At 38.7% G+C, this 19,749-nt stretch carries 14 protein-coding genes, 2 tRNA genes and 4 pseudogenes; 17 read left to right on the forward strand and 3 right to left on the reverse strand.

Going from position 1 to position 19,749, the window contains the following annotated elements:
• Position 1 precedes the first annotated feature (1 nt).
• A complete protein-coding gene (locus tag JCM19034_RS06425; RefSeq protein ID WP_062048240.1) occupies positions 2 to 280 on the reverse strand; it encodes a DUF2627 domain-containing protein in 279 nt (92 codons plus the stop codon).
• A 330-nt stretch (positions 281 to 610) separates the two neighbouring features.
• Between JCM19034_RS06425 and lpdA the strand changes: the two are divergent.
• The 16 genes and pseudogenes from lpdA (at position 611) to JCM19034_RS06500 (ending at position 17,423) form a co-directional block, all read left to right on the forward strand.
• Positions 611 to 2,033, forward strand: a pseudogene (gene lpdA, locus JCM19034_RS06430) (dihydrolipoyl dehydrogenase).
• Between the two features lie 21 nt (positions 2,034 to 2,054).
• Complete coding sequence (locus JCM19034_RS06435) at positions 2,055 to 3,053, forward strand: thiamine pyrophosphate-dependent dehydrogenase E1 component subunit alpha (RefSeq protein ID WP_062048241.1); 999 nt, start codon at positions 2,055 to 2,057, stop codon at positions 3,051 to 3,053.
• Between the two features lie 14 nt (positions 3,054 to 3,067).
• A pseudogene (locus tag JCM19034_RS06440) lies at positions 3,068 to 4,050 on the forward strand (alpha-ketoacid dehydrogenase subunit beta).
• 12 nt (positions 4,051 to 4,062) lie between these two features.
• Positions 4,063 to 5,315: pseudogene (locus JCM19034_RS06445) on the forward strand (dihydrolipoamide acetyltransferase family protein).
• A 343-nt stretch (positions 5,316 to 5,658) separates the two neighbouring features.
• Positions 5,659 to 6,042, forward strand: coding sequence for a hypothetical protein (locus tag JCM19034_RS06450; protein WP_062048243.1), 384 nt, complete (start codon positions 5,659 to 5,661; stop codon positions 6,040 to 6,042).
• Positions 6,043 to 6,572: 530 nt separating this feature from the next.
• Positions 6,573 to 7,034 (forward strand): hypothetical protein, encoded by a 462-nt coding sequence (locus JCM19034_RS06455; RefSeq protein WP_062048245.1) that lies wholly within the window; start codon positions 6,573 to 6,575, stop codon positions 7,032 to 7,034.
• A 188-nt stretch (positions 7,035 to 7,222) separates the two neighbouring features.
• A complete protein-coding gene (locus JCM19034_RS06460) occupies positions 7,223 to 8,335 on the forward strand; it encodes a metal ABC transporter solute-binding protein, Zn/Mn family (protein ID WP_062048246.1) in 1,113 nt (370 codons plus the stop codon).
• A 121-nt stretch (positions 8,336 to 8,456) separates the two neighbouring features.
• On the forward strand, positions 8,457 to 8,882 hold the full coding sequence (locus JCM19034_RS06465; RefSeq protein WP_062048247.1) for a BrxA/BrxB family bacilliredoxin: 426 nt from the start codon (positions 8,457 to 8,459) through the stop codon (positions 8,880 to 8,882).
• Positions 8,883 to 9,028: 146 nt separating this feature from the next.
• On the forward strand, positions 9,029 to 9,358 hold the full coding sequence (locus JCM19034_RS06470; protein WP_370621830.1) for a hypothetical protein: 330 nt from the start codon (positions 9,029 to 9,031) through the stop codon (positions 9,356 to 9,358).
• A 658-nt stretch (positions 9,359 to 10,016) separates the two neighbouring features.
• Complete coding sequence (locus JCM19034_RS22930; protein WP_231686838.1) at positions 10,017 to 11,045, forward strand: cache domain-containing protein; 1,029 nt, start codon at positions 10,017 to 10,019, stop codon at positions 11,043 to 11,045.
• Between the two features lie 61 nt (positions 11,046 to 11,106).
• Positions 11,107 to 12,246, forward strand: a complete 1,140-nt coding sequence (locus JCM19034_RS22935; protein WP_231686839.1) for an AraC family transcriptional regulator — start codon at positions 11,107 to 11,109, stop codon at positions 12,244 to 12,246.
• A 568-nt stretch (positions 12,247 to 12,814) separates the two neighbouring features.
• On the forward strand, positions 12,815 to 13,492 hold the full coding sequence (locus JCM19034_RS06480) for an ABC transporter permease subunit (RefSeq protein WP_370621831.1): 678 nt from the start codon (positions 12,815 to 12,817) through the stop codon (positions 13,490 to 13,492).
• 43 nt (positions 13,493 to 13,535) lie between these two features.
• The gene (locus JCM19034_RS06485; protein ID WP_062048249.1) at positions 13,536 to 14,435 is read left to right on the forward strand and encodes a carbohydrate ABC transporter permease; all 900 of its coding nucleotides are present in this window, start codon (positions 13,536 to 13,538) and stop codon (positions 14,433 to 14,435) included.
• Between the two features lie 32 nt (positions 14,436 to 14,467).
• Positions 14,468 to 16,096: an extracellular solute-binding protein gene (locus JCM19034_RS06490; RefSeq protein ID WP_062048251.1), complete on the forward strand. Its 1,629-nt coding sequence runs from the start codon at positions 14,468 to 14,470 to the stop codon at positions 16,094 to 16,096.
• A 55-nt stretch (positions 16,097 to 16,151) separates the two neighbouring features.
• Positions 16,152 to 17,220 (forward strand): annotated as a pseudogene (locus JCM19034_RS06495) (glycoside hydrolase family 105 protein).
• A gap of 131 nt (positions 17,221 to 17,351) precedes the next feature.
• Positions 17,352 to 17,423, forward strand: a tRNA-Arg gene (locus tag JCM19034_RS06500).
• Positions 17,424 to 17,572: 149 nt separating this feature from the next.
• Here JCM19034_RS06500 and JCM19034_RS06505 read toward each other — a convergent pair.
• Positions 17,573 to 18,817, reverse strand: a complete 1,245-nt coding sequence (locus tag JCM19034_RS06505) for a DNA polymerase IV (RefSeq protein WP_062048252.1) — start codon at positions 18,815 to 18,817, stop codon at positions 17,573 to 17,575.
• Between the two features lie 182 nt (positions 18,818 to 18,999).
• Between JCM19034_RS06505 and JCM19034_RS06510 the strand changes: the two genes are divergently transcribed.
• Positions 19,000 to 19,072, forward strand: a tRNA-Val gene (locus JCM19034_RS06510).
• A gap of 172 nt (positions 19,073 to 19,244) precedes the next feature.
• Here the strand turns inward: JCM19034_RS06510 and JCM19034_RS06515 are convergent.
• Complete coding sequence (locus tag JCM19034_RS06515) at positions 19,245 to 19,445, reverse strand: helix-turn-helix transcriptional regulator (protein ID WP_062048254.1); 201 nt, start codon at positions 19,443 to 19,445, stop codon at positions 19,245 to 19,247.
• Positions 19,446 to 19,749 lie beyond the last annotated feature (304 nt).

Genomic DNA, 19,749 nt, shown 5'->3' on the forward strand with positions numbered 1-19,749 from the left:
ATCATAAAGGGTAATCGAACAGCATGTTAGTCTGTCTCGTTACCCTTTTTTTGTGCAAACCGTGGAGCAATTTTGCCATTTTTTTATCTCGATAAAATATAAAGCCACCGATAAAGCTAAGCCCAGCTAAAAATAAGATAATTCCTACAAAAAACTGCAATGTCAATGAAGGATATGGCGTTAATAAAATTTGAAAAATGCTATCACGCATTAGTTTAATTCCGTAACCAGCGATAATGCCTGGTATGACTAAAATCATTAGTGCAATGAAACGTCCCATTTCGATCCCTCTTTTAATTAATTTCTATATATATTTTAACGTATATACGTTATGAAGTATATGAATGTCCCCTGCAAAAATGTGGCAAAATAAAAAATAATAGCAACCTTTAAGACCAAGTCATAAAAATAGTGGCATAGCGATCCGGTTTTGAGTACAATAGAAAGAGAAGGAATAAGCAAGAGAATCGCGTTACGTCCCTTTTCTAAAGATAGTGTAAAGCGACTTCCTTTACATATTAGTTAGAAAATGAAATGATATTAATATAGTTATAAAGCTCGCAAGTCATAAATATTATAGGACGAGCATGTTTTCTAGAAGGAGGACGATATGGCAGAAGAATTTGACCTAGTCATCTTAGGTGGAGGTACTGGTGGTTATGTTGCAGCTATAAGAGCAGCACAACATGGATTATCTGTTGCGATTGTTGAGAAGGAAAAGCTCGGTGGAACGTGTTTACATAAAAGGTTGTATCCCAACGAAAGCTTTGTTACGTAGTGCAGATGTTTTTCAAACAGCAAAAAAGGCAGATGCTTTTGGGATATATACAGGTGAGGTATCGTTTGATTTTAAACTCGTGCAAAAACGGAAGGATGAAGTCGTAGAAAGGTTGTACAGTGGTGTAAAGCATTTAATGAAAAAAGGAAAAATTGCTGTATTTGAAGGAGTGGGACGACTGTTAGGTCCATCGATTTTCTCCCCATTACCAGGAACGGTATCTGTAGAGCATCATGACGGTTCGGAGAATACGATGCTGATTGGAGAAAATGTGTTAATAGCAACGGGATCATCTCCTCGTACGTTAGCTGGTCTAGATATTGACGGAAGCTATATAGTAACTTCTGATGAAATGTTATCACTTCAAAAACTACCAGCTTCAATCGTCATCCTTGGTGGTGGTGTGATCGGAATTGAATGGGCATCAATGCTCGCAGATTTCGGTGTTAATGTGACAGTCCTTGAGGCTAGTAAACGGATTTTACCGAGTGAAGATGAAGCGATTGCTAGTGAAGCTGCACTTTTGTTAGCGAAAAAAGGCATTCAATTTTTGGTTGATGTACAGGCTGCTGTTACAGAAATCGAAAAGAGCGGTGAAGGTGTTCGTATCCCATTTGAACATGATGGTGAAAATAAGTTCATTGAAGCGGAGAAGCTATTACTATCCGTTGGTCGCAATGCTAATGTACAAGGAATTGGATTAGAAAATACAGATATTGAGGTAATAGATGGAGTTATTTCTGTGAATGATGTATACCAAACGAAAAATACGCACATTTATGCGATAGGTGATGTCATTGGTGGAATGCAGCTTGCCCATGTTGCTTCACACGAAGGGATCATTGCTGTTGATCATATCGCCGGAAATAATGTAGAGCCTTTACAGTATGACCACGTTCCTACATGTATTTATAGCTCACCAGAAATGGCACGTGTTGGGTTAACAGAGGAAGAAGCACGCAAGCGCGGGCTTCACGTTCGAACAGCAAGCTTTCCATTTAAGGCAATTGGAAAAGCCCTTGTCCATGGAGAACCAGAAGGGTTTGTAAAAATTGTAGTTAATGAAGATGATGATGTATTAGGTGTGCATATGATTGGGCCACATGTTACGGATATGATTTCAGAAGCTGCTTTAGCGAAAGTATTAGATGCTTCGCATATAGAGCTTGCTGAGACGATCCGCCCACATCCGTCTTTATCAGAGGTTATTGGAGAAGCTGCACTTGCAGTTGATGGTAAGGCTATTCACCTTTAATCGAAAGAGGAGGTTACTAAATTGAGTGAATATCGTCATGATCAGTTAGGATTATCGGATCAGGCAGTTATTGAAATGTATAAAAAGATGTTGTTAGCACGTCTAATTGATGAGCGTATGTGGCTATTAAATCGTTCTGGGAAAATTCCCTTTACTGTTTCGTGTCAAGGGCAAGAGGCAACACAGGTTGGTGCTGCGTTTGCCTTAGATCAAGAAAAGGACTATATTTTACCATATTATCGCGATATGGGTGTTGTACTGTCATTCGGTATGACGGCTCGTGATCTAATGCTTTCGGCGTTTGCCAAGGCGGAAGATCCAAACTCAGGCGGGCGGCAAATGCCTGGACACTTTGGTAGTAGGAAAAATCGAATCGTAACAGGTTCTTCCCCTGTTACAACTCAAGTACCACATGCAGTTGGAATCTCTCTGGCAGGTAAGTTAGAGAAGAAGGAGTTTGTCACATTTACGACGTTCGGTGAAGGCTCATCAAATCAAGGCGACTTTCATGAAGGGGCAAACTTTGCTGGTGTACATAAGCTTCCGGTTATTTTCTTATGTGAAAATAATCAATATGCGATTTCTGTTCCTGTTGAGAAACAGTTAGGTTGTGCACGTGTATCTGATCGTGCAATTGGTTATGGTATGCACGGTGAAACGATTGATGGTAACGATCCACTTTCTGTTTATAAAGCAGTTAAGGAAGCTCGTGAACGCGGATTACGTGGAGAAGGACCAACGTTACTTGAAGCAATTTGTTATCGTTTAGCACCACATTCAAGTGATGATGATGATCGGTCATACCGTACGGCAGAGGAAGTGGACGCAGCCAAGAAGAAAGACCCGATTAAGACATTTGCAAATTACTTAATTGATAACGGAATTCTTGATGAAGCTGGAATCAATGTTATTAAGGACGGTTTAGCGCGAGAAGTTGATGAAGCAACCGATTATGCAGAAAATGCACCATTTGCTGACCCTGAAAGTGCGCTAATACATGTCTATGATGAACAGGCTTAGAGGGGGAGAGAAAGATGGCTGTACGATCTTATATTGAAGCTGTAACATTAGCTTTGCGTGAGGAAATGGAACGAGATGAAAAAGTATTTGTATTAGGAGAAGATGTTGGAGCACGTGGGGGAGTATTTCGTGCGACAAATGGTTTGTATGAGCAATTTGGTGAAGAGCGTGTTATTGATACACCCTTAGCAGAATCAGCGATAGCCGGTGTTGGAATTGGTGCAGCTATGTATGGGATGCGACCTGTTGCAGAGATGCAATTTGCTGATTTTATTATGCCAGCTGTTAACCAAATCGTTTCAGAAGCAGCAAAAATCCGCTATCGCTCGAACAATGATTGGAGCTGTCCGATTACGATTCGTGCTCCATATGGAGGTGGAATTCACGGTGCTCTCTACCACTCTCAATCAGTAGAGGCATTATTTGCAAATACACCTGGTCTGAAAATTGTCATGCCTTCAACTCCATATGATGTGAAAGGTTTATTAAAGGCTGCGATTCGTGATAATGATCCTGTGTTATTTTTGAGCATAAACGAGCGTACCGCCTTATTAAAGGGGAGGTACCAGATGACGATTATACTCTGCCAATCGGCAAGGCTGATGTGAAGAAGGAAGGCTCAGATATAACAGTTATTACGTATGGACTAGCTGTTCACTTTGCTCTTCAGGCGGCAGAACGATTAGAACAGGATGGGATCTCTGTACACATATTAGATCTACGCACGGTTTATCCACTTGATCAAGAGGCAATTAAAGAAGCAGTAAGGAAAACAGGGAAAGTATTGCTCGTAACAGAAGATAACAAAGAAGGTAGCATTATGTCTGAGGTTTCAGCGATTATTGCAGAGTATTGTTTATTTGATTTAGATGCACCGATCAGGCGAGTTGCAGCACCTGATGTACCGGCAATGCCGTATGCACCTTCGATGGAAAAATACTATCTTATTAATCCAGATAAAATTGAAAAAGCAATGCGTGAGCTAGCTGAATTTTAGGAGGGATTTGCGATGACAACCGAAATGACCATGCCACAGCTTGGAGAAAGTGTAACCGAGGGAACGATAAGTAGATGGTTAGTTGAGCCAGGTCAAACGGTCAATAAATATGAACCAATCGCAGAAGTGTTAACCGATAAAGTTAGTGCTGAAATCCCATCTTCGTATACAGGTACGATTAAAGAATTACTCGTTTCAGAGGATGAAACAGTAGAGGTTGGGCGAGCGATTTGTATGATTGATGTTACAAATAGTGTCACGGTTGAAGAACAAACAAATGATATACCAGTTAGCGAACAAAATAGTGAACATAATCATGAAGAAATTCAGTCACAGAAACGTCGCTATTCACCTGCCGTTCTGAGACTAGCATCAGAGCATAACATTGACCTTGAGTCAGTAACTGGAACAGGTAAAGGCGGGCGCATAACTAGGAAGGATATACAAGCAGTGGTCGATAGTGGTGGTGTACGAACGCAAGCACCAGCAGCAGAGCCACAAAGAGAAGAGTTGAAGCAACGCTCTGTTGTAACACCAAAGCATGTGACATCTTCAGGTGATATTGAAATCCCATTGTCGAATACTAGAAAAGCGATTGCCGCTAATATGGTTAATAGTAAAAAAGAAGCACCACATGCATGGATGATGGTTGAAGCTGATGTAACAAACTTAGTTCAATATCGTAACGCAATTAAAAATGAGTTTAAGCAGAAGGAAGGCTTTAATATAACGTTTTTGCCGTTTTTCATTAAAGCGGTTGTAGAGGCTTTAAAAGAATTCCCGGAAGTAAATGCGGTTTGGGGTGGCGATAAAATTATTCAGAAAAAAGAGATGAATATTTCAGTCGCCGTAGCAACAGACGATGCGTTATTCGTTCCTGTTATTAAAAACGCTGATGAAAAATCAATTAAAGCAATCGGACGAGAAGTGAATGAGCTAGCGAGTAAGGCTCGCACTGGGAAACTATCTGCTGATGACATGCAAGGTGGAACGTTTACAGTTAATAATACAGCTCATTTGGTTCAATTCTTTCTACGCCAATTTTAAATTATCCACAAGCGGCTATTCTTTCAGTAGAATCAATTGTGAAACGGCCTGTTGTGATCGAAAGTGATACTGGTGATATGATTGCGATACGCAGTATGGTTAACCTATGTTTGTCGCTTGACCATCGTGTACTAGATGGTCTAATATGCGGTCGTTTTTTAGGTCGTGTTAAGGAGATTTTGGAGAATACGTCAAAGGATAACACCTCGGTTTATTAATTGCTCGAGTTCATCTTATTTGATTCCGTGCTTTTAAACATTACATTTCATACGTTCAAAGGCACAGTACAACTACAATTCATAACGATTGAGGGGAGAAAGACTGTCTAGGCAGACTTTCTCCCTTCTTGTACAGAAACACTTAACTTAGATTTCGTTTCCTTGAACAATGGTCATGTGAGATTAACTGATTGAGAAGTAAATGTGTTTATGTAGTGTTTTTTTCAAAGCATTTATTACTATTATATGGTATCATTAGATGTAAAATTCTTCCTTGATGAATAAAGCAGCTTCGTGTAACAAAAGCTCTTTTAGTTTGATATAAGGAATGGGAGGCATTTAAATGAAAAGACCTCTTGGAGTATCATTGATAAGTTATTTCTATATCTTTGGTGCAATAGTGTTATTATTTTCAACTATTTTTTATAATACTGATGCTAATTCCATTGGTATATCTGAACGGTTTGGCCTGCCAAATGCACCTGAACGATTGTTTAGAGTTATCGTAGCATTATTTTCACTAATAATGGTCTATGGCTATATTCGATTGAAAAAATGGGGCTTTTGGATAATGATAACTTATTCAGTTACTTTCGGAGTAATTAGTTCTCTACTCATAACTATTCAATCACAACAGCCATATACAGGTAATCTGATTTTGTCAATAGCTGTAGTTGCATATACAATTTATGTGAAGAAGACATTTTTCAAAACTGGCGTTCAATAACGAATACCAGTTGTTTCTATTTGGGAGTTGCTCAATCCACGTCTCTTTTGCTTTACATCGACCACTCACGCCCTTTCAAGGTTAGAAATCTGAGTGAACAAATGGGGATGAGTACTGCCGCCAGGAATACAGTAGATAGGTTGATGCTCAGTTTTTTTAGCAATTTTCGGGTATAATTCAACTTGCCACAATCATGACAAAGATCCCTTTTTCTGTATTTTCCATTACGATTCACACTAACATTGCCACAATGAACACAACCTCCTCCTTTGTTGAAGAGTGTTTCCCTAATTGACATATCTTCATCCGTATTTTTACTCGGTCATACAACTTTTGTTTCTCGTGTTTGGTAAATATGAGAAATCGGTTAAAACCCCCCTATGGCAGGATTTTAGAGTTTGATTAAAATAGCAACTGTCTAATACGAAGTGAGCCTATTTACAAGGTAAGAAAGTGCGGAAATTCGCATGGTTTATGTTAAAGATGGCTACACTAATCCATGACTACATAAAGGAAGGGATGACCAAAAAATGAAGTCGTATAATAAGTTATTTTTTATTGGACAAAGTTTGCTTCTTGTCCTTTTCGTAATTTCAGCTTTTTCATTCGTACATGCTGAGGAAAATACAACGGAACATATCGATTGTAAACATGAATGTGAAATGCAATTTCATCAAAATTATCATGTGCACCTCGACTTTTACTACGACTTATTGGCAGAAAAATATGCTCCTGAGCAAGTAGATCAGTGGAAGGAGATAAAAAAGGAACGAGATTTGTTAAAGAAAAAATGGAAGGAAGCAAAGAAGCGTGGTGAGTTAGATAGGAACGACCTTTTCAATTCGGAATGGATAGAAAAGCATCGTAACATTCAAGAAAAGTTTACGAAGGCTGTTGAAAAACGTGATGCCAATGAGATACAAGAAATATTCCCTAAGTTGATAGCACATTATGGGGAAATGAATGACATTTGGAAAAAGGCCTTAGAGTAAAAAAATAAAAAGCTGTTCCTATCATTGTTAAGGAACAGCTTTTTACTTGAAGAATGGCTTCTGCAACTATAAAATACCTCTATTTTACGTAATTAAATAATATGATGATAATAGTTTACAAATAGGAATAATTACGATATAATTCTTTATTGTATCAAACCGTAATGATTACGAAAAGGGGAGAGAGTATGAAGCCTACATATTATTTATTAGCGCTAATTCTAGTATTTTCATCGTTTTTAGCTGCTTGTGGCGGTACAGAAGAAGAGCCAGAAGAAGTAGTAACTGATGATGATAGTCATGTTGAAGAAACAATTGAACCGTTAGAAGTATTCACAACTATTTTTCCATTAGAGGATTTTGCGAATAAAATCGGTGGCGAATTTGTTGAAGTGACAAATCTCGTACCAGTTGGAGCAGATGCCCATACATTTGAACCAACGCCACGTGAAATGATTGATGTTGCCGAAGGAGATGTATTTATTTATAATGGTGCTGGCCTTGAAGGGTTTGCTGATGCGTTAATTGAAACGTTGGAAGGGGAAGACATCCTAATCGTTCAAGCATCAACAGGAATCGATTTAATCGATTTTGATGACCACGGTCATGAGCACGATCACGATGGAGACGACCACGACCACGGTCATGAGCACGATCACGATGGAGACGACCATGACCACGGTCATGAGCACGATCACGATGGAGACGATCATGACCACGGTCATGAGCACGATCACGATGGAGATGATCATGACCACGGCCATCACCACCATCATCATGATGAAGATCCACATGTATGGCTAGATCCAATATTAGCAATTACGTTAGCCGAAAATGTTAAAGATGCTCTTGTTGAGTTAATGCCAGAACAAGAAGATCTATTTACAAACAATTTTGATTCATTGAAAGAAGAGCTTGAGCAGATTGATGCTGAATTTCAAGAGATGGTAGATGCTGCTAGTAAGAATACGTTTATCGTATCTCATGCTGGTTATGGATACTGGAAAGAACGTTACGGACTAGAACAGATCGGTATTTCCGGAATTTCTCCAACTCAGGAGCCTTCTCAACGTGAAATTGAAGATATTATATCACATGCTGAGGAAAATGAATTAAAGCACATTATGTTCGAGCAAAGTATTCCGACGCAAATTGCTGAAGTTGTTAAAGATGAAGTAGGTGCCGAAGCGTTATATTTACACAATTTAGAGGCGCTAGTTCAAGAAGATGTTGATAATAACGAAGATTATCTTTCATTAATGAGACGAAATATTGAGGCTTTAGAAACTGCTTTGCAATAGGACAAAAACAGCCGGCATTTGGCCGGCTGTTTTCTTTCTTGGAGCAAAACGATTGGTTTTATGAAAAAAAGAGGGTACAATAAAAAGAAAACCGCAATGTGACTGAGAGGTGGCTGAAGTTATGGAGTTTAATTTCTTTATGAATGATGTTGTACAGGTTGCACGTCAAGAAATGGTAGAAGCCGGTTATGAGCAGTTAATGACAGCTGAAGAGGTCGATCAAGTGCTAAAACAAGATGGTACGACACTTGTAATGATAAATTCTGTTTGCGGCTGTGCCGGAGGAATTGCTCGACCAGCAGCAGCATACATCAAAAATTATGATACAAAACCTGACCGTTTCGTAACTGTATTTGCTGGTCAAGATAAAGAAGCAACTGCTCGTGCACGTGATTATTTTGAAGGATATCCACCTTCGTCTCCATCATTTGCTTTACTGAAAGACGGTAAAATTCAAATGATGGTTGAGCGCTACGAAATTGAAGGCCATGAACCAATTCAAGTTGTACAAAAATTAGAAAAGGCTTTTGATGAGTATTGTTCATAATCATTAGCGAATTAGCTTTATTCAGATGGATGATTCTGAATGGGGCTTTTTTTGTTAGAAAATGTTCAATTTTCGTACCCTATGTTCATTATTCCAGAAATTATGGTATAATGCCGTTACGTAAATAAAGGAGAGTGTCAATTAACATGCAAGCATTATATGATCAAATTCAAGTGTATTTAAACATGGAGGAAGAGATTACTTTTAAGGAGTTTCAATCGTATTACCAGCAGGTTTTAAACGCTCTTGATGAACAAGGAGATTCATTAGATGAAGAAATGATTTGGAAAAGCCTCTTCATTGTGGAAAACGTCATGACAAATGCAGAAGGTCGAGCAAATGCTAAGGCACCTGAAGCGAAAAAATATAAAAAAATGGCTCAGCGTCTTCAGCTTTGGGCGAAAAACTTGGCACAACGCTTGGGGATCTTGGATATAGTGAAGAAGATATTAGCGAACGCTTTAATAGCATGTTAGAAGAGGGAGCACCAGAACAAGCATAGTTATTACCTGAAAGATAAGCATGATGCTACAAGGATATGACTTTGTAGCATCTTAATTATAAAACGGATTCTTATAATTAATGACAACGTTGTTAGTAAAGGGATTAATCTATAGTATATATTAGATTGCTTATTTATTTTTGCAATTCGAGATATAAGATCTACTTTTACAAAACATATAAAACACTTACCTCTAGCCTGTGCACAAAATGCATGAAAGCCAAGGTGAATATTTGGAGTTGTTTATTTGGTTGTGTTATATATGATGAGGACAAGAGAGCTTTCATATATATCATTTTCGGTTATTATATTAAAAATTGATTATTTAGTTAACCAGGATACTTAGGGGGTTAGTTAGTATCAAATATAACTAGGGTTATCAATATTGATAATTTACGAGAGTATTACGGTAAACTATTATAATGGCAAACCTTGCAAGTTCAAATAATTCACTATTTACAACATCAATATTACAGCTACTGTCTCTTTTTTTGATCGTTTATTAGAGTGATTTTTAGGTGGAAAATGGTTACTAAAAGGAATGTTTAGTATAAATGTGGAATTAAAGTATAAGAGAAGGATTGTATTGATTAATTTGTAAGCGCTTTATTAGTAAAGGAGGGTGGTCAAGGATGAAACGATTTCCGCTAATGTTGCAATTGATTGTCATTCTATTTTGCATTATGGCTCTTCCTATTGCTATTTTAACTTGGTACAGTGGTGAACAAATTGTCCAGAATTCAGAGCATGCTATTGCGGAATCCTCTTTAGCCGAATTAAACGCAAATCGAATGCTCTCCGAAAATGCAATGAATAATTTAGCCCAAAATACTGTAGCACTTACAGGTACAAATATTTTTGACCGAATTCATTCTTATAAGAGCTTCACAGAAATAAATTCAAATTTTAAGCACGTATTGGATGCACGTGCAGTATTGAGAGAACTCATGCAATTGAAACGAAGGGGCGAAGGGGTATATTCTGTTTTCTTTTATTTAAACGAATCGGACTATGTCGTATCTACTGATAAAGGGATCACCAATTTGGAAAAATATGAATCAATCGATTGGATACAAGAAGCCTTACTAGGGAGAAGGGGAATAAAAGGTGTCTGGTATTCACGCAAGCTTGACTCGGGAGTAAACGTCGTATCCTATGTATTGCCACTCAATCAACTTTCAACAAATACGACTGGAACAATCGTTGTAAATGTAACGGAGAGTGAATTCGGGAATTATTTTCGGTCATCTGATACTAGTAAACAGGAATATGTCATTATGGATTCAGATGGAACGATCATCTCTCATAGTGACAAGAGTAAGTTATTGGAAAGGGGCACAAACGATCCGTATCTTCGTGAAATATACGAGCATGAATTGACTGAGGGTTATATGTTCCGAGAACTTGAAGGTGAGCGATTGTTGTACACATGGACTCATTCTAAGAGATCTGAGTGGGTAAACGTGGGTGTGTATTCAGTTAACGAACTGATGATGACGACACATAGCTTACAAAGAAATATCATTTTGCTTACTGTCTTTATTATCTTAATAGGAATTATCTTAACGGTTTTTCTAGCCACATGGTTATCTAAACCTGTAAGGGATTTAGTCCGAAGTTTGAGTTTGCGTACGAACTTAGGAATAAAAAGGAAGAAATGAGCTAGCTTTTCTTGACGTCGCTTTTAAGAAAATGCAGGAAAAGGAAGAGGATCTTCAAAAGATGCTAAATATACGTGAACACGATTCCCATAGTCTTGCTATTTATAATTTGTTAAGAGGGGAATGGTCTTCACGTGCAATTGAAATGTTCTCAGCTCCTTGTTTTCTAGTCGTAGTCGTCTCGATTGATCAATACAGGGACTATGTTAATAAGAATAATCCAGAGACTCGCAGCTACCATTGTTACCTTTTTACATCAGCTTGCAATCGTTTGTTTCCGGAAAATGTGACGGCCCGATGCGTTTATCAAGGAGATGGTAGCTTTGTCATCGTACTGAACTATGAGCAGAGTAAAGGTGACGATTTCGATGCCATCATTCATACTTCTCTTCTAGATATTATGAATAAAGCAGAGGAACACTTAACTCGTTCCGTAACGATCGGTGTTAGTAGTCCTACAATGAACATTGATTTGGTATCCGTTCGTTTCGCCGAGGCGATGGAAGTTATAAAGCATCGTATGATCAAAGGAAGTGGAGGTATAACTTACTGGAGCAAGAAAAAAGAGCATGACAAAAAGTATATTTATCCTGTTAACAGTGAAAGGCGTATTCTTAATTTTATGGATAATGGTGACCTTGACAGTATTCTAAAAGAATTGAGAGTTATAAGTGATGAAATTCGTTATGCTGATTACATTTCCTACGATAATATTTTGTTTATTTATCATCAATTAGTAGGTATTTGTATTAAACACCTTAGAGAGAATAATGTTAGTACAACGCGAATTTTTGCCGGTAGAGATAACATCTATACATCTCTTGCCTCGGTCGATACATTGGACGAGCTTGAGAAATATCTTGTCCGTTTTTTTGAAGATATTATGCAGTACCTTACGAAGCCAGCCGTCCAGACAAACGATTATGGGGAGAGTATCTTAAGTTATCTAGACCGTCATTATTGTGAAGAAATTGATTTCGAGGTTATGGCGGAGGATATTGGAATTAGTTACTCCTATATGCGTAGGATCGTCTATGAGATGACAGGTCGTAGCTTAATTGAGCACCTTAATATTCGTAGAATTGAGAAAGCAAAACAAATGCTTGTCGAATCCAACTTAACGATTGCACAAATTGCGTCCACTGTCGGCTACAATAATGCACAAAGCTTCAACAGGTTTTTCGGAAATTTGAAGGGATGACCCCAAGTAATTATAAGCAGGCTAAGTCTTCTTAAAACGATGAGCTGTTTTTTCGGTTTTTACCGATAAAGACAGCTTTAATTTTTGATTATGCTAGTAAATAATGATCATTTCTGATACTTAAAACCCATGAAACGTCTAGTTTGTATCAATTATAAAAGGAGCAAATCAATATTCAAGATTTACGCTACCATTTATCTGGATTATGATTATGACAAACCTCGCTAGCCACATAAAAGGCGAAGCTGAGGAACTTGCATAAGGGAGGTGAGACTTTGAAAGCAAAGATCGATACAAATGTAAATCAAGGAAATGAAACCGCTTTATATTTAAAGCATGAGAAGAAGGCATCATCTATTATCTTCGCCGTGATTGGCAGCTCTATTTTCTATTAACGATTCCATTATTATTTGCATTCGTATTTAAGTATTTACCGTTATCCGGCCTCTTAATTGCTTTTCAAGATTACAATATTTTAAGAGGGTTTTGGGCTAGTGAGTGGGTTGGATTTGATGTTTTCAGAGATTTATTTTCTCGACCCGATTTTGGAAAAGCAGTACGCAATACTTTGTTGCTTAATATGTCCGATCTTATACTCAGTTTTACGATTCCAATTATGCTCGCATTACTAATTAATGAAATAACGGGAACCGTGTTTAAACGTGTGAACCAAACGCTCCTCTATCTTCCGCATTTTCTCTCATGGGTAATTATTGGAGCTCTTGCTTATCAATTATTGGGATTAGGTAGTGGTATGGTTAATAACCTTATTGAGCAACTTGGAGGTAATCGGATTCCGTTTCTTCAGAGTGACCTCCATTGGTTGTTTAGTTACCTAGCTATTGGTGTATGGCAAAGTATGGGGTGGGGAACGATCATTTACCTAGCTGCGATGAGCGGTGTAAATCCTGAGTTGTATGAAGCGGCAACTGTTGATGGTGCGGGGCGCTGGCGTAAGATGTGGCACGTTACGTTACCTTGTATCCGACCGACAATCGTCGTCTTATTAATTATGAGTTTGGGTCATGTGATGGGTGGTTCCTTTGAAAGAGTATTCGCTTTACAAAACATGGCTACTACCGAATTTACAACAACAATCCCGATTTTAGTATTCCGTTGGGGGATTGAAAATGGTGATTATAGTCGTGCAACTGCACTTGGACTATTCCAAGCTGTCATCGGCCTTATTCTCGTATTAGTTGCAGATCGAATTGCAAAAAAGCTAGGTGAAGATGGATTGCTTTAGTTGAGACTACGATAATCACACTGATTTAGAAAGGAGGTAAAAAATGAAATCATCCGATAGGAGCACTTCCGTTAAGCGATCTGGGCGCTTTGACATATGGGATGTAGTCATTCGCCTAACGTTAATTGTTGCATCTTTGACGTGCTTGTTGCCATTTGTCCATGTTGTTGCAAAATCGTTAAGTGATGATGCTTATGTGGTCGCAAACCGAGTGTTTCTTTGGCCAAGAGGATTCACTTTTGATGCTTATTTTCAAATATTCTCAGATCAAAGTATTTTGCAATCACTATATGTAACCATTCTTATTACCGTGTTGTTCACAGTTTTGGGGATGATTGTTACCATTTGTGCAGCATATCCGTTATCTCGTAAACAATTGAAAGGGCGCACTTTCATTACCATTATGTTTATGATGACTTTATACTTCACTGGTGGTATTATTCCAGATTATTTACTTATTAACAATCTAGGTATGCTTGATTCGATCTGGTCGCTTGTCCTTCCAGGGGCATTTAGTGCCTTCAATCTACTAATTTTAAGAAGTTCAATTACTAGCACAGTTCCAGTTAGCTTGGAAGAATCAGCACGTATGGATGGAGCAGGACATTTCCGAATTCTATGGAGTATCGTCCTTCCATTAACAAAGCCAATTTTGGCAACGTTATCCCTTTTCTATGCGGTCGGTCGTTGGAATGCCTATCAAGACGCTCTATTTTATATTAAGTATGAGACAGCGTTACGACCATTGCAGTTAAAATTGTATTATCTCGTTGTACAAGCGAGCGAGAGCTTTCAACTTGAAATGACGTTTGTGCAAACGAGCAGCCCTGAAGTGCTTAGAGCAGCAGTTGTGGTCTTTGCAACACTTCCGATTATTTGTGTGTATCCGTTTATCCAGAAGTATTTTGTTCGAGGCGTTATGATTGGATCTGTTAAGGAATAGTATTGAAATTTAAATGAAAATGGGGGATATCCATGAAAAAAACGAATTTCTTTATAATTGTAACCGCTTTATTCCTGCTTGGCGGCTTTTTAGCTGCTTGCTCAAGTGACACTACTACTAATAATGATGATGAGTCACAAACTGCAAATGAAAATGGTCCTTTACCAAGTGATGGTGACATGAGGTTTGAAGAAACAGTAACCCTCGATATCCCGGTCTATGATCGAGCTTTTGAAGGTTGGAATGTAACCGACAATTTCTATACACGTTGGATTCAAGAAGAGTTTGGTGAAACTCACAACGTTGATGTCAATTTTGTCCCAATCGCACGGGCCAATGAAGTAACCGATTATCAACAATTGCTTGCTGCTGGTAATGCACCAGATATTATTTTCCATTACGATATGCCTCAAGCACTAGCTTATTATGGTGCCGGTGTGATGCAGCCGTTAGATTTGGACGAAATTGCTGAGTATGCTCCAACATATTGGGAAAATTTAAGTGAAACAATTGAACAATACGGTGTTGTTGATGGAGAAAATATTTTCTTCTTTGCTGAGCGACCAGATATCACGAACTTTGTAACAATTATTCGAAAAGACTGGGTAGAACAGGTTGGGATGAAAGTAGAAGATTTAACAACACTTGAGAAGGTTAATGAATTGGCTATGAAATGGAATGAAGCTGGACTTGGTAAATTAGGTGGTGGATTGACAGCCAATGTTTACAATTATAACTATGCTTTTCGTGACTGGCCAATTGAACCAGAATATCGTGCTCTTTACTCGGATCTCATGGTAGCAGACTTTACGACCGAAGACACAGAACGTTGGCTTCGTAACTTAAGCTATCAATATCACAACGGTTTAATTGACCAAGAGTTCTATTTACGCATGGACGGTAATCAAATTAAAACAGAATTCGTCGCGGGTAGAACCGGGACATATGGGGAATACATTTCTAGCAACACGGATATCTTTGAAGCGACGCTACAAAACAATCCCGAAGCCGAATTTGCTGTTATTCCTCCACATGCACCAGAAGGTCGTGTACCTCAAGGACGTGCTGATTGGCCATTTGGGTTAATTATGGGTATTAATGAAGCGGCGACCGATGAGGAACGAATTGCAGTATGGCTTTACCTAGAGTGGATGAGTCAGACAGATAACTTATTCTTCCTACAAAATGGAGTTGAAGGTGAGAACTATACGCTTGATGATAACGGTTTCCCTGTGGCAAATAGTGACTTTAACGGAGAGTCAGCACTTGCTATGAACAATAATAAGGACTATTGGGCACTTGTGACGGAGGCACCTTATTTTGGTACTGATGAATTAACGCGTGAAGCGATGAAAAACTTCTGGTCTCCTCCAGGTTATGAGTATATTGTAGAAGATTTATTCAGGTACCAAGACGAGACAAAAGAGTACTCTACATCAGACGCCTTGTTCACAGTTGTTATTGAAAGTCAAAACGAATACCAGGCAGACTTGAATGCACTATTCCAAGAGCTGTACTTAAAGGTTGTACTTGGTCCAGAAGACAAATTTGACGAGGAGTATGAAGCTGCTAAGCAACAATATCTTGATGCTGGCTATCAGGAAATACTTGACGAAAAACAGGCAGCAATTGATGCAGGAAATTACAATTATATTGAATAAATTAGACAAACAATTAGAGCCCCTACTTCTAAGTAAGCTCTTGATAGGAGGAAACATGAAGCTGACGATTGAACAAACTTCGGATGAATTGAGGCAAATGGTAGATCGTGTGGTGAACTATACGTTTGAGATGGACTTGACGTGGGAATGGCCCGGAGGAGTAGCTTTCTATGGTGTTAGTCGTGCCTATGATGTGACAGGAGAAAAGGCATATTTGGAGCGAGCGAAAGATTGGTTGATGAGTATTTGAAAGTCGGACTCCCTGCTTGGACCGTGAATACATGTGCAATGGGACATATACTCCTTTCCCTTTATAAAGAAACAAAGGATCAAAAATATCTCGATATCATTTTAAGCAAACTCGACTATTTGGAAAATAAAGCGTTACGATTTGGCGATCGTGTACTTCAGCATACGGTGTCAACTAATAACGATTTTGCTGAACAGTGCTGGGCAGATACGTTGTTTATGGCCGCTTACTTCCAGCTTCGCACCGGTGTGTTATTAGAGAAAAAAGCCTTGATTGATGATGCACTTCACCAGTTTAAATGGCATATTGAATATTTGCAGGATGAAAACTCGGCCCTTTGGTATCATGGCTATAATCATATTAAGAAAAATCATATGTCGGGAATCTACTGGCTCGTGCTAACGCTTGGGCCGCTTATACAATGTCAAGAGTGGGAAGAGTGTTGCCAGAAGCTTATTTGTACCCGCCATTTATGCACATTGGATGCTCATTGCGTGATCAGTTGGCCGCCAGTAAAAAGTTGCAAAAGGAAGATGGGCTTTGGGGTACCGTTCTTGATTTTCCAGATTCATACGGCGAAGTGTCGGCAACGTCAGGTATTGCTGCAGCGATGGTTATGCAAGGTAATCCTCTTCACGGAAAGTACGTTCAGAAGGCACTTACTGGTATTTTAAACAACATCGCTGATAACGGGCGAGTATTGAATGTTTCTGGTGGAACAGCTGTTATGAATGACATACAGGGATATCTTGATATAGACCGGAAGTGGGCTCAAGGATGGGGACAAGGATTAGCACTTGCTTTTCTTTCGTCTGTTATTGAAGTAATCAATTTTAATGAAGCGAACTCTGATCGTAACGTGAACGTTAAGTAAGAAAACGATAGATATAATCATATTTTATTTTTGGAGGAGTTTCATTGCTGTACATGCATTGAAACTCTTTTTTGCGGATAGAATCTAATTGACTTTTCAACGTCATCACGATAAACTATTAACTGTCGCATGCGCCTATGGTGAAAGGGATATCATTCAAGATTCCGGTTCTTGCGTTGTAGGTTCGAGTCCTACTAGGCGCGTTGTTATACGGAAAGAGACCTCATTAGCATATTAAGAGCTAAGAGGTCTTTTTTTAGTTTATTAAAAATTGGATGAATATTAAATCCGCAGAAATAAGCTATGGAAATCAAAGAAAAGGGTATCTAAGACACTACGCACTTTTCTGCATCTATTTGTAATGTCCGCCGATTTTTTTGGCTCGTTCTTTTGCTTGACCAGCCGGGGTGAGTGATACCGCACGAAAAATGGCTGCTTTACCAAAGCGCTGATTAATCACATCCATGGTTTGCCCAATTCTCTCCTTGGTATCTGCATCAGTCTCAAATAAACTCAATTGTCGTGTATGGCTAGAGCTTAACTTCGATAAGGTTACTCCTATTTGCCGAATTGGCTGACCTGACCAAAAATGCTTAAACAATGGAACGGCGACGGCGTAAAGGTCTAAGCTATAATCACTCGGATACGGCAAAGGGCGTTGACGCAAAAACGAGAACGGCTGTTCAAAATTAGCCCCTTTTGCAAAGACTTTTATCGTTGCTCCTAGCTGCTGTGATTGCCGAGCACGCGAAGCGACTTCTTCGCATAGCTCAAGGAGGACTACTTTTATTTCGCTTAAATGCTCATAATCACGTGGCAATGTCATCGCATGGCCGATGTCTTTCGCTTCTCTATTAGATGAAAAATCAGCGACAAGAGGGGAATCATCATATCCATTTGCACTCAGCCATAAAACATGGCCCGGAATACCCCACTTCTTTCTAATTCGTTCAAGTGGTGTTTGGGCGAGCTGTCCAATTGTTCGAATCGCCATATTGTGGAAGTGTCGCTCCATGCGGCTACTTACGCCAAAAAGGGAGCGAATCGGAAGTGGCCACATATGCGTAACGACATCTTTCTTCCGTAGTGTAAAGTGTCCGTTTTTCCGTTTCTTCGCAAAACGGTCACAAGCCATTTTTGCCAAAAGCTTATTGTCGCCAATGCCAATTCGAGCAAATACTCCCGTCTCAGCTAAAATTGTCTCTTGTATTAACTCAGCAAGAGCATCAACAGATTCATATGCATGAAGGCAGCCAGTCACATCGACAAATTGCTCGTCAATCGAGAAAGGCTCAACTAAATCGGTAAAACGATACAAAATTTCTGTAATATGTACAGATACTTTGACGTATGTTTCCATTTTCGGTTTAATAATGAATAAGTCTGGACACTTTTGCTGAGCCTCCCAAAGCCGTTCAGCGGTTTGGACACCATATTTCTTTGCGATTGGACAAGCCGCTAGAATTACCCCACTACGCCGCTTAGGGTCACCAGAAACGACCGTTGGTTTCCCTTTTGATTTTGGGTAAAAGTTCTTCTCGATCGAAACATAAAAGGATTCCATATCAATTAAGAAAACCGTTTGTTCCATCTCCATCCCCTCAATTCAGTTGATGTGTTTCATTCATAAGATGTGTAAGGAAATACTAGTACATATAGTATATACGAACGTTAGTCTTATTCAAAGTGAAAAATATGGAAGGAGGGAGAGGGGATATGAAAAGGATTGACTTTGGTCATCTTTTTTGATAGAATGAATTTTGTCGTTAATAATAACATGATCCGTTAGCTCAGCTGGGAGAGCGCCACCTTGACAGGGTGGAGGTCACTGGTTCGAACCCAGTACGGGTCATTGGGTGCCAAACCCGTGAAATCCTTCTGGAACAAGGATTTCTACGAAAACATCACTTTAAGTGGTGTTTTTTTGTGGATAAAAAGGAAGTTTGAAAGTTTAGATCACATAAATAGCGAAAGGATAGTCGATCCGCAAAAGTGGGGTATATGTTCGGGTAATAAAAAGAGCCTCACGCTTGTGGGGGCTTCAATTTATCTTTGTTTTGATCATAAAATCCAACTAACTTTAATGCGGTATCTAAGGTAAGCCTTCCAATCTGAATCTTTCCTTTTCTTAATCTTGAAATGGTACTTTGCTGAATCCCTGTCTCCTTACTTATGATATAGGATTTAATATCAGAATCGATTAATATCCTTATTTTCTCTTTCATGTAAAGACCTTCTTTTCCTTATTATTTTGTTGTCACAGTAATATCTTTGAAAAGTTCTGTTACTTATTATATCGGTGGGAAATTTGTGAAAATTAAGTGTAATATTTTCAGTGGATTTAAAAATTTTTGAATAAGTAGCTAATTATCATTAGTGCATTACTGTTTGCTGAAAAATTGGATAAAGAACATAACCAACCATTTTCCTTTTGAATGAACTCTAACAAATGATTTAAATCGAACCGTAAAGTTGAAAAAGTAGCGCGGTGAATAAAATTTAAGGGACGATTTGAAAGGGAGTGGAGGT

The sequence above is a fragment of the Bacillus sp. JCM 19034 genome (assembly GCF_001310635.1).
Lineage (GTDB): Bacteria > Bacillota > Bacilli > Bacillales > Bacillaceae_D > Halalkalibacter.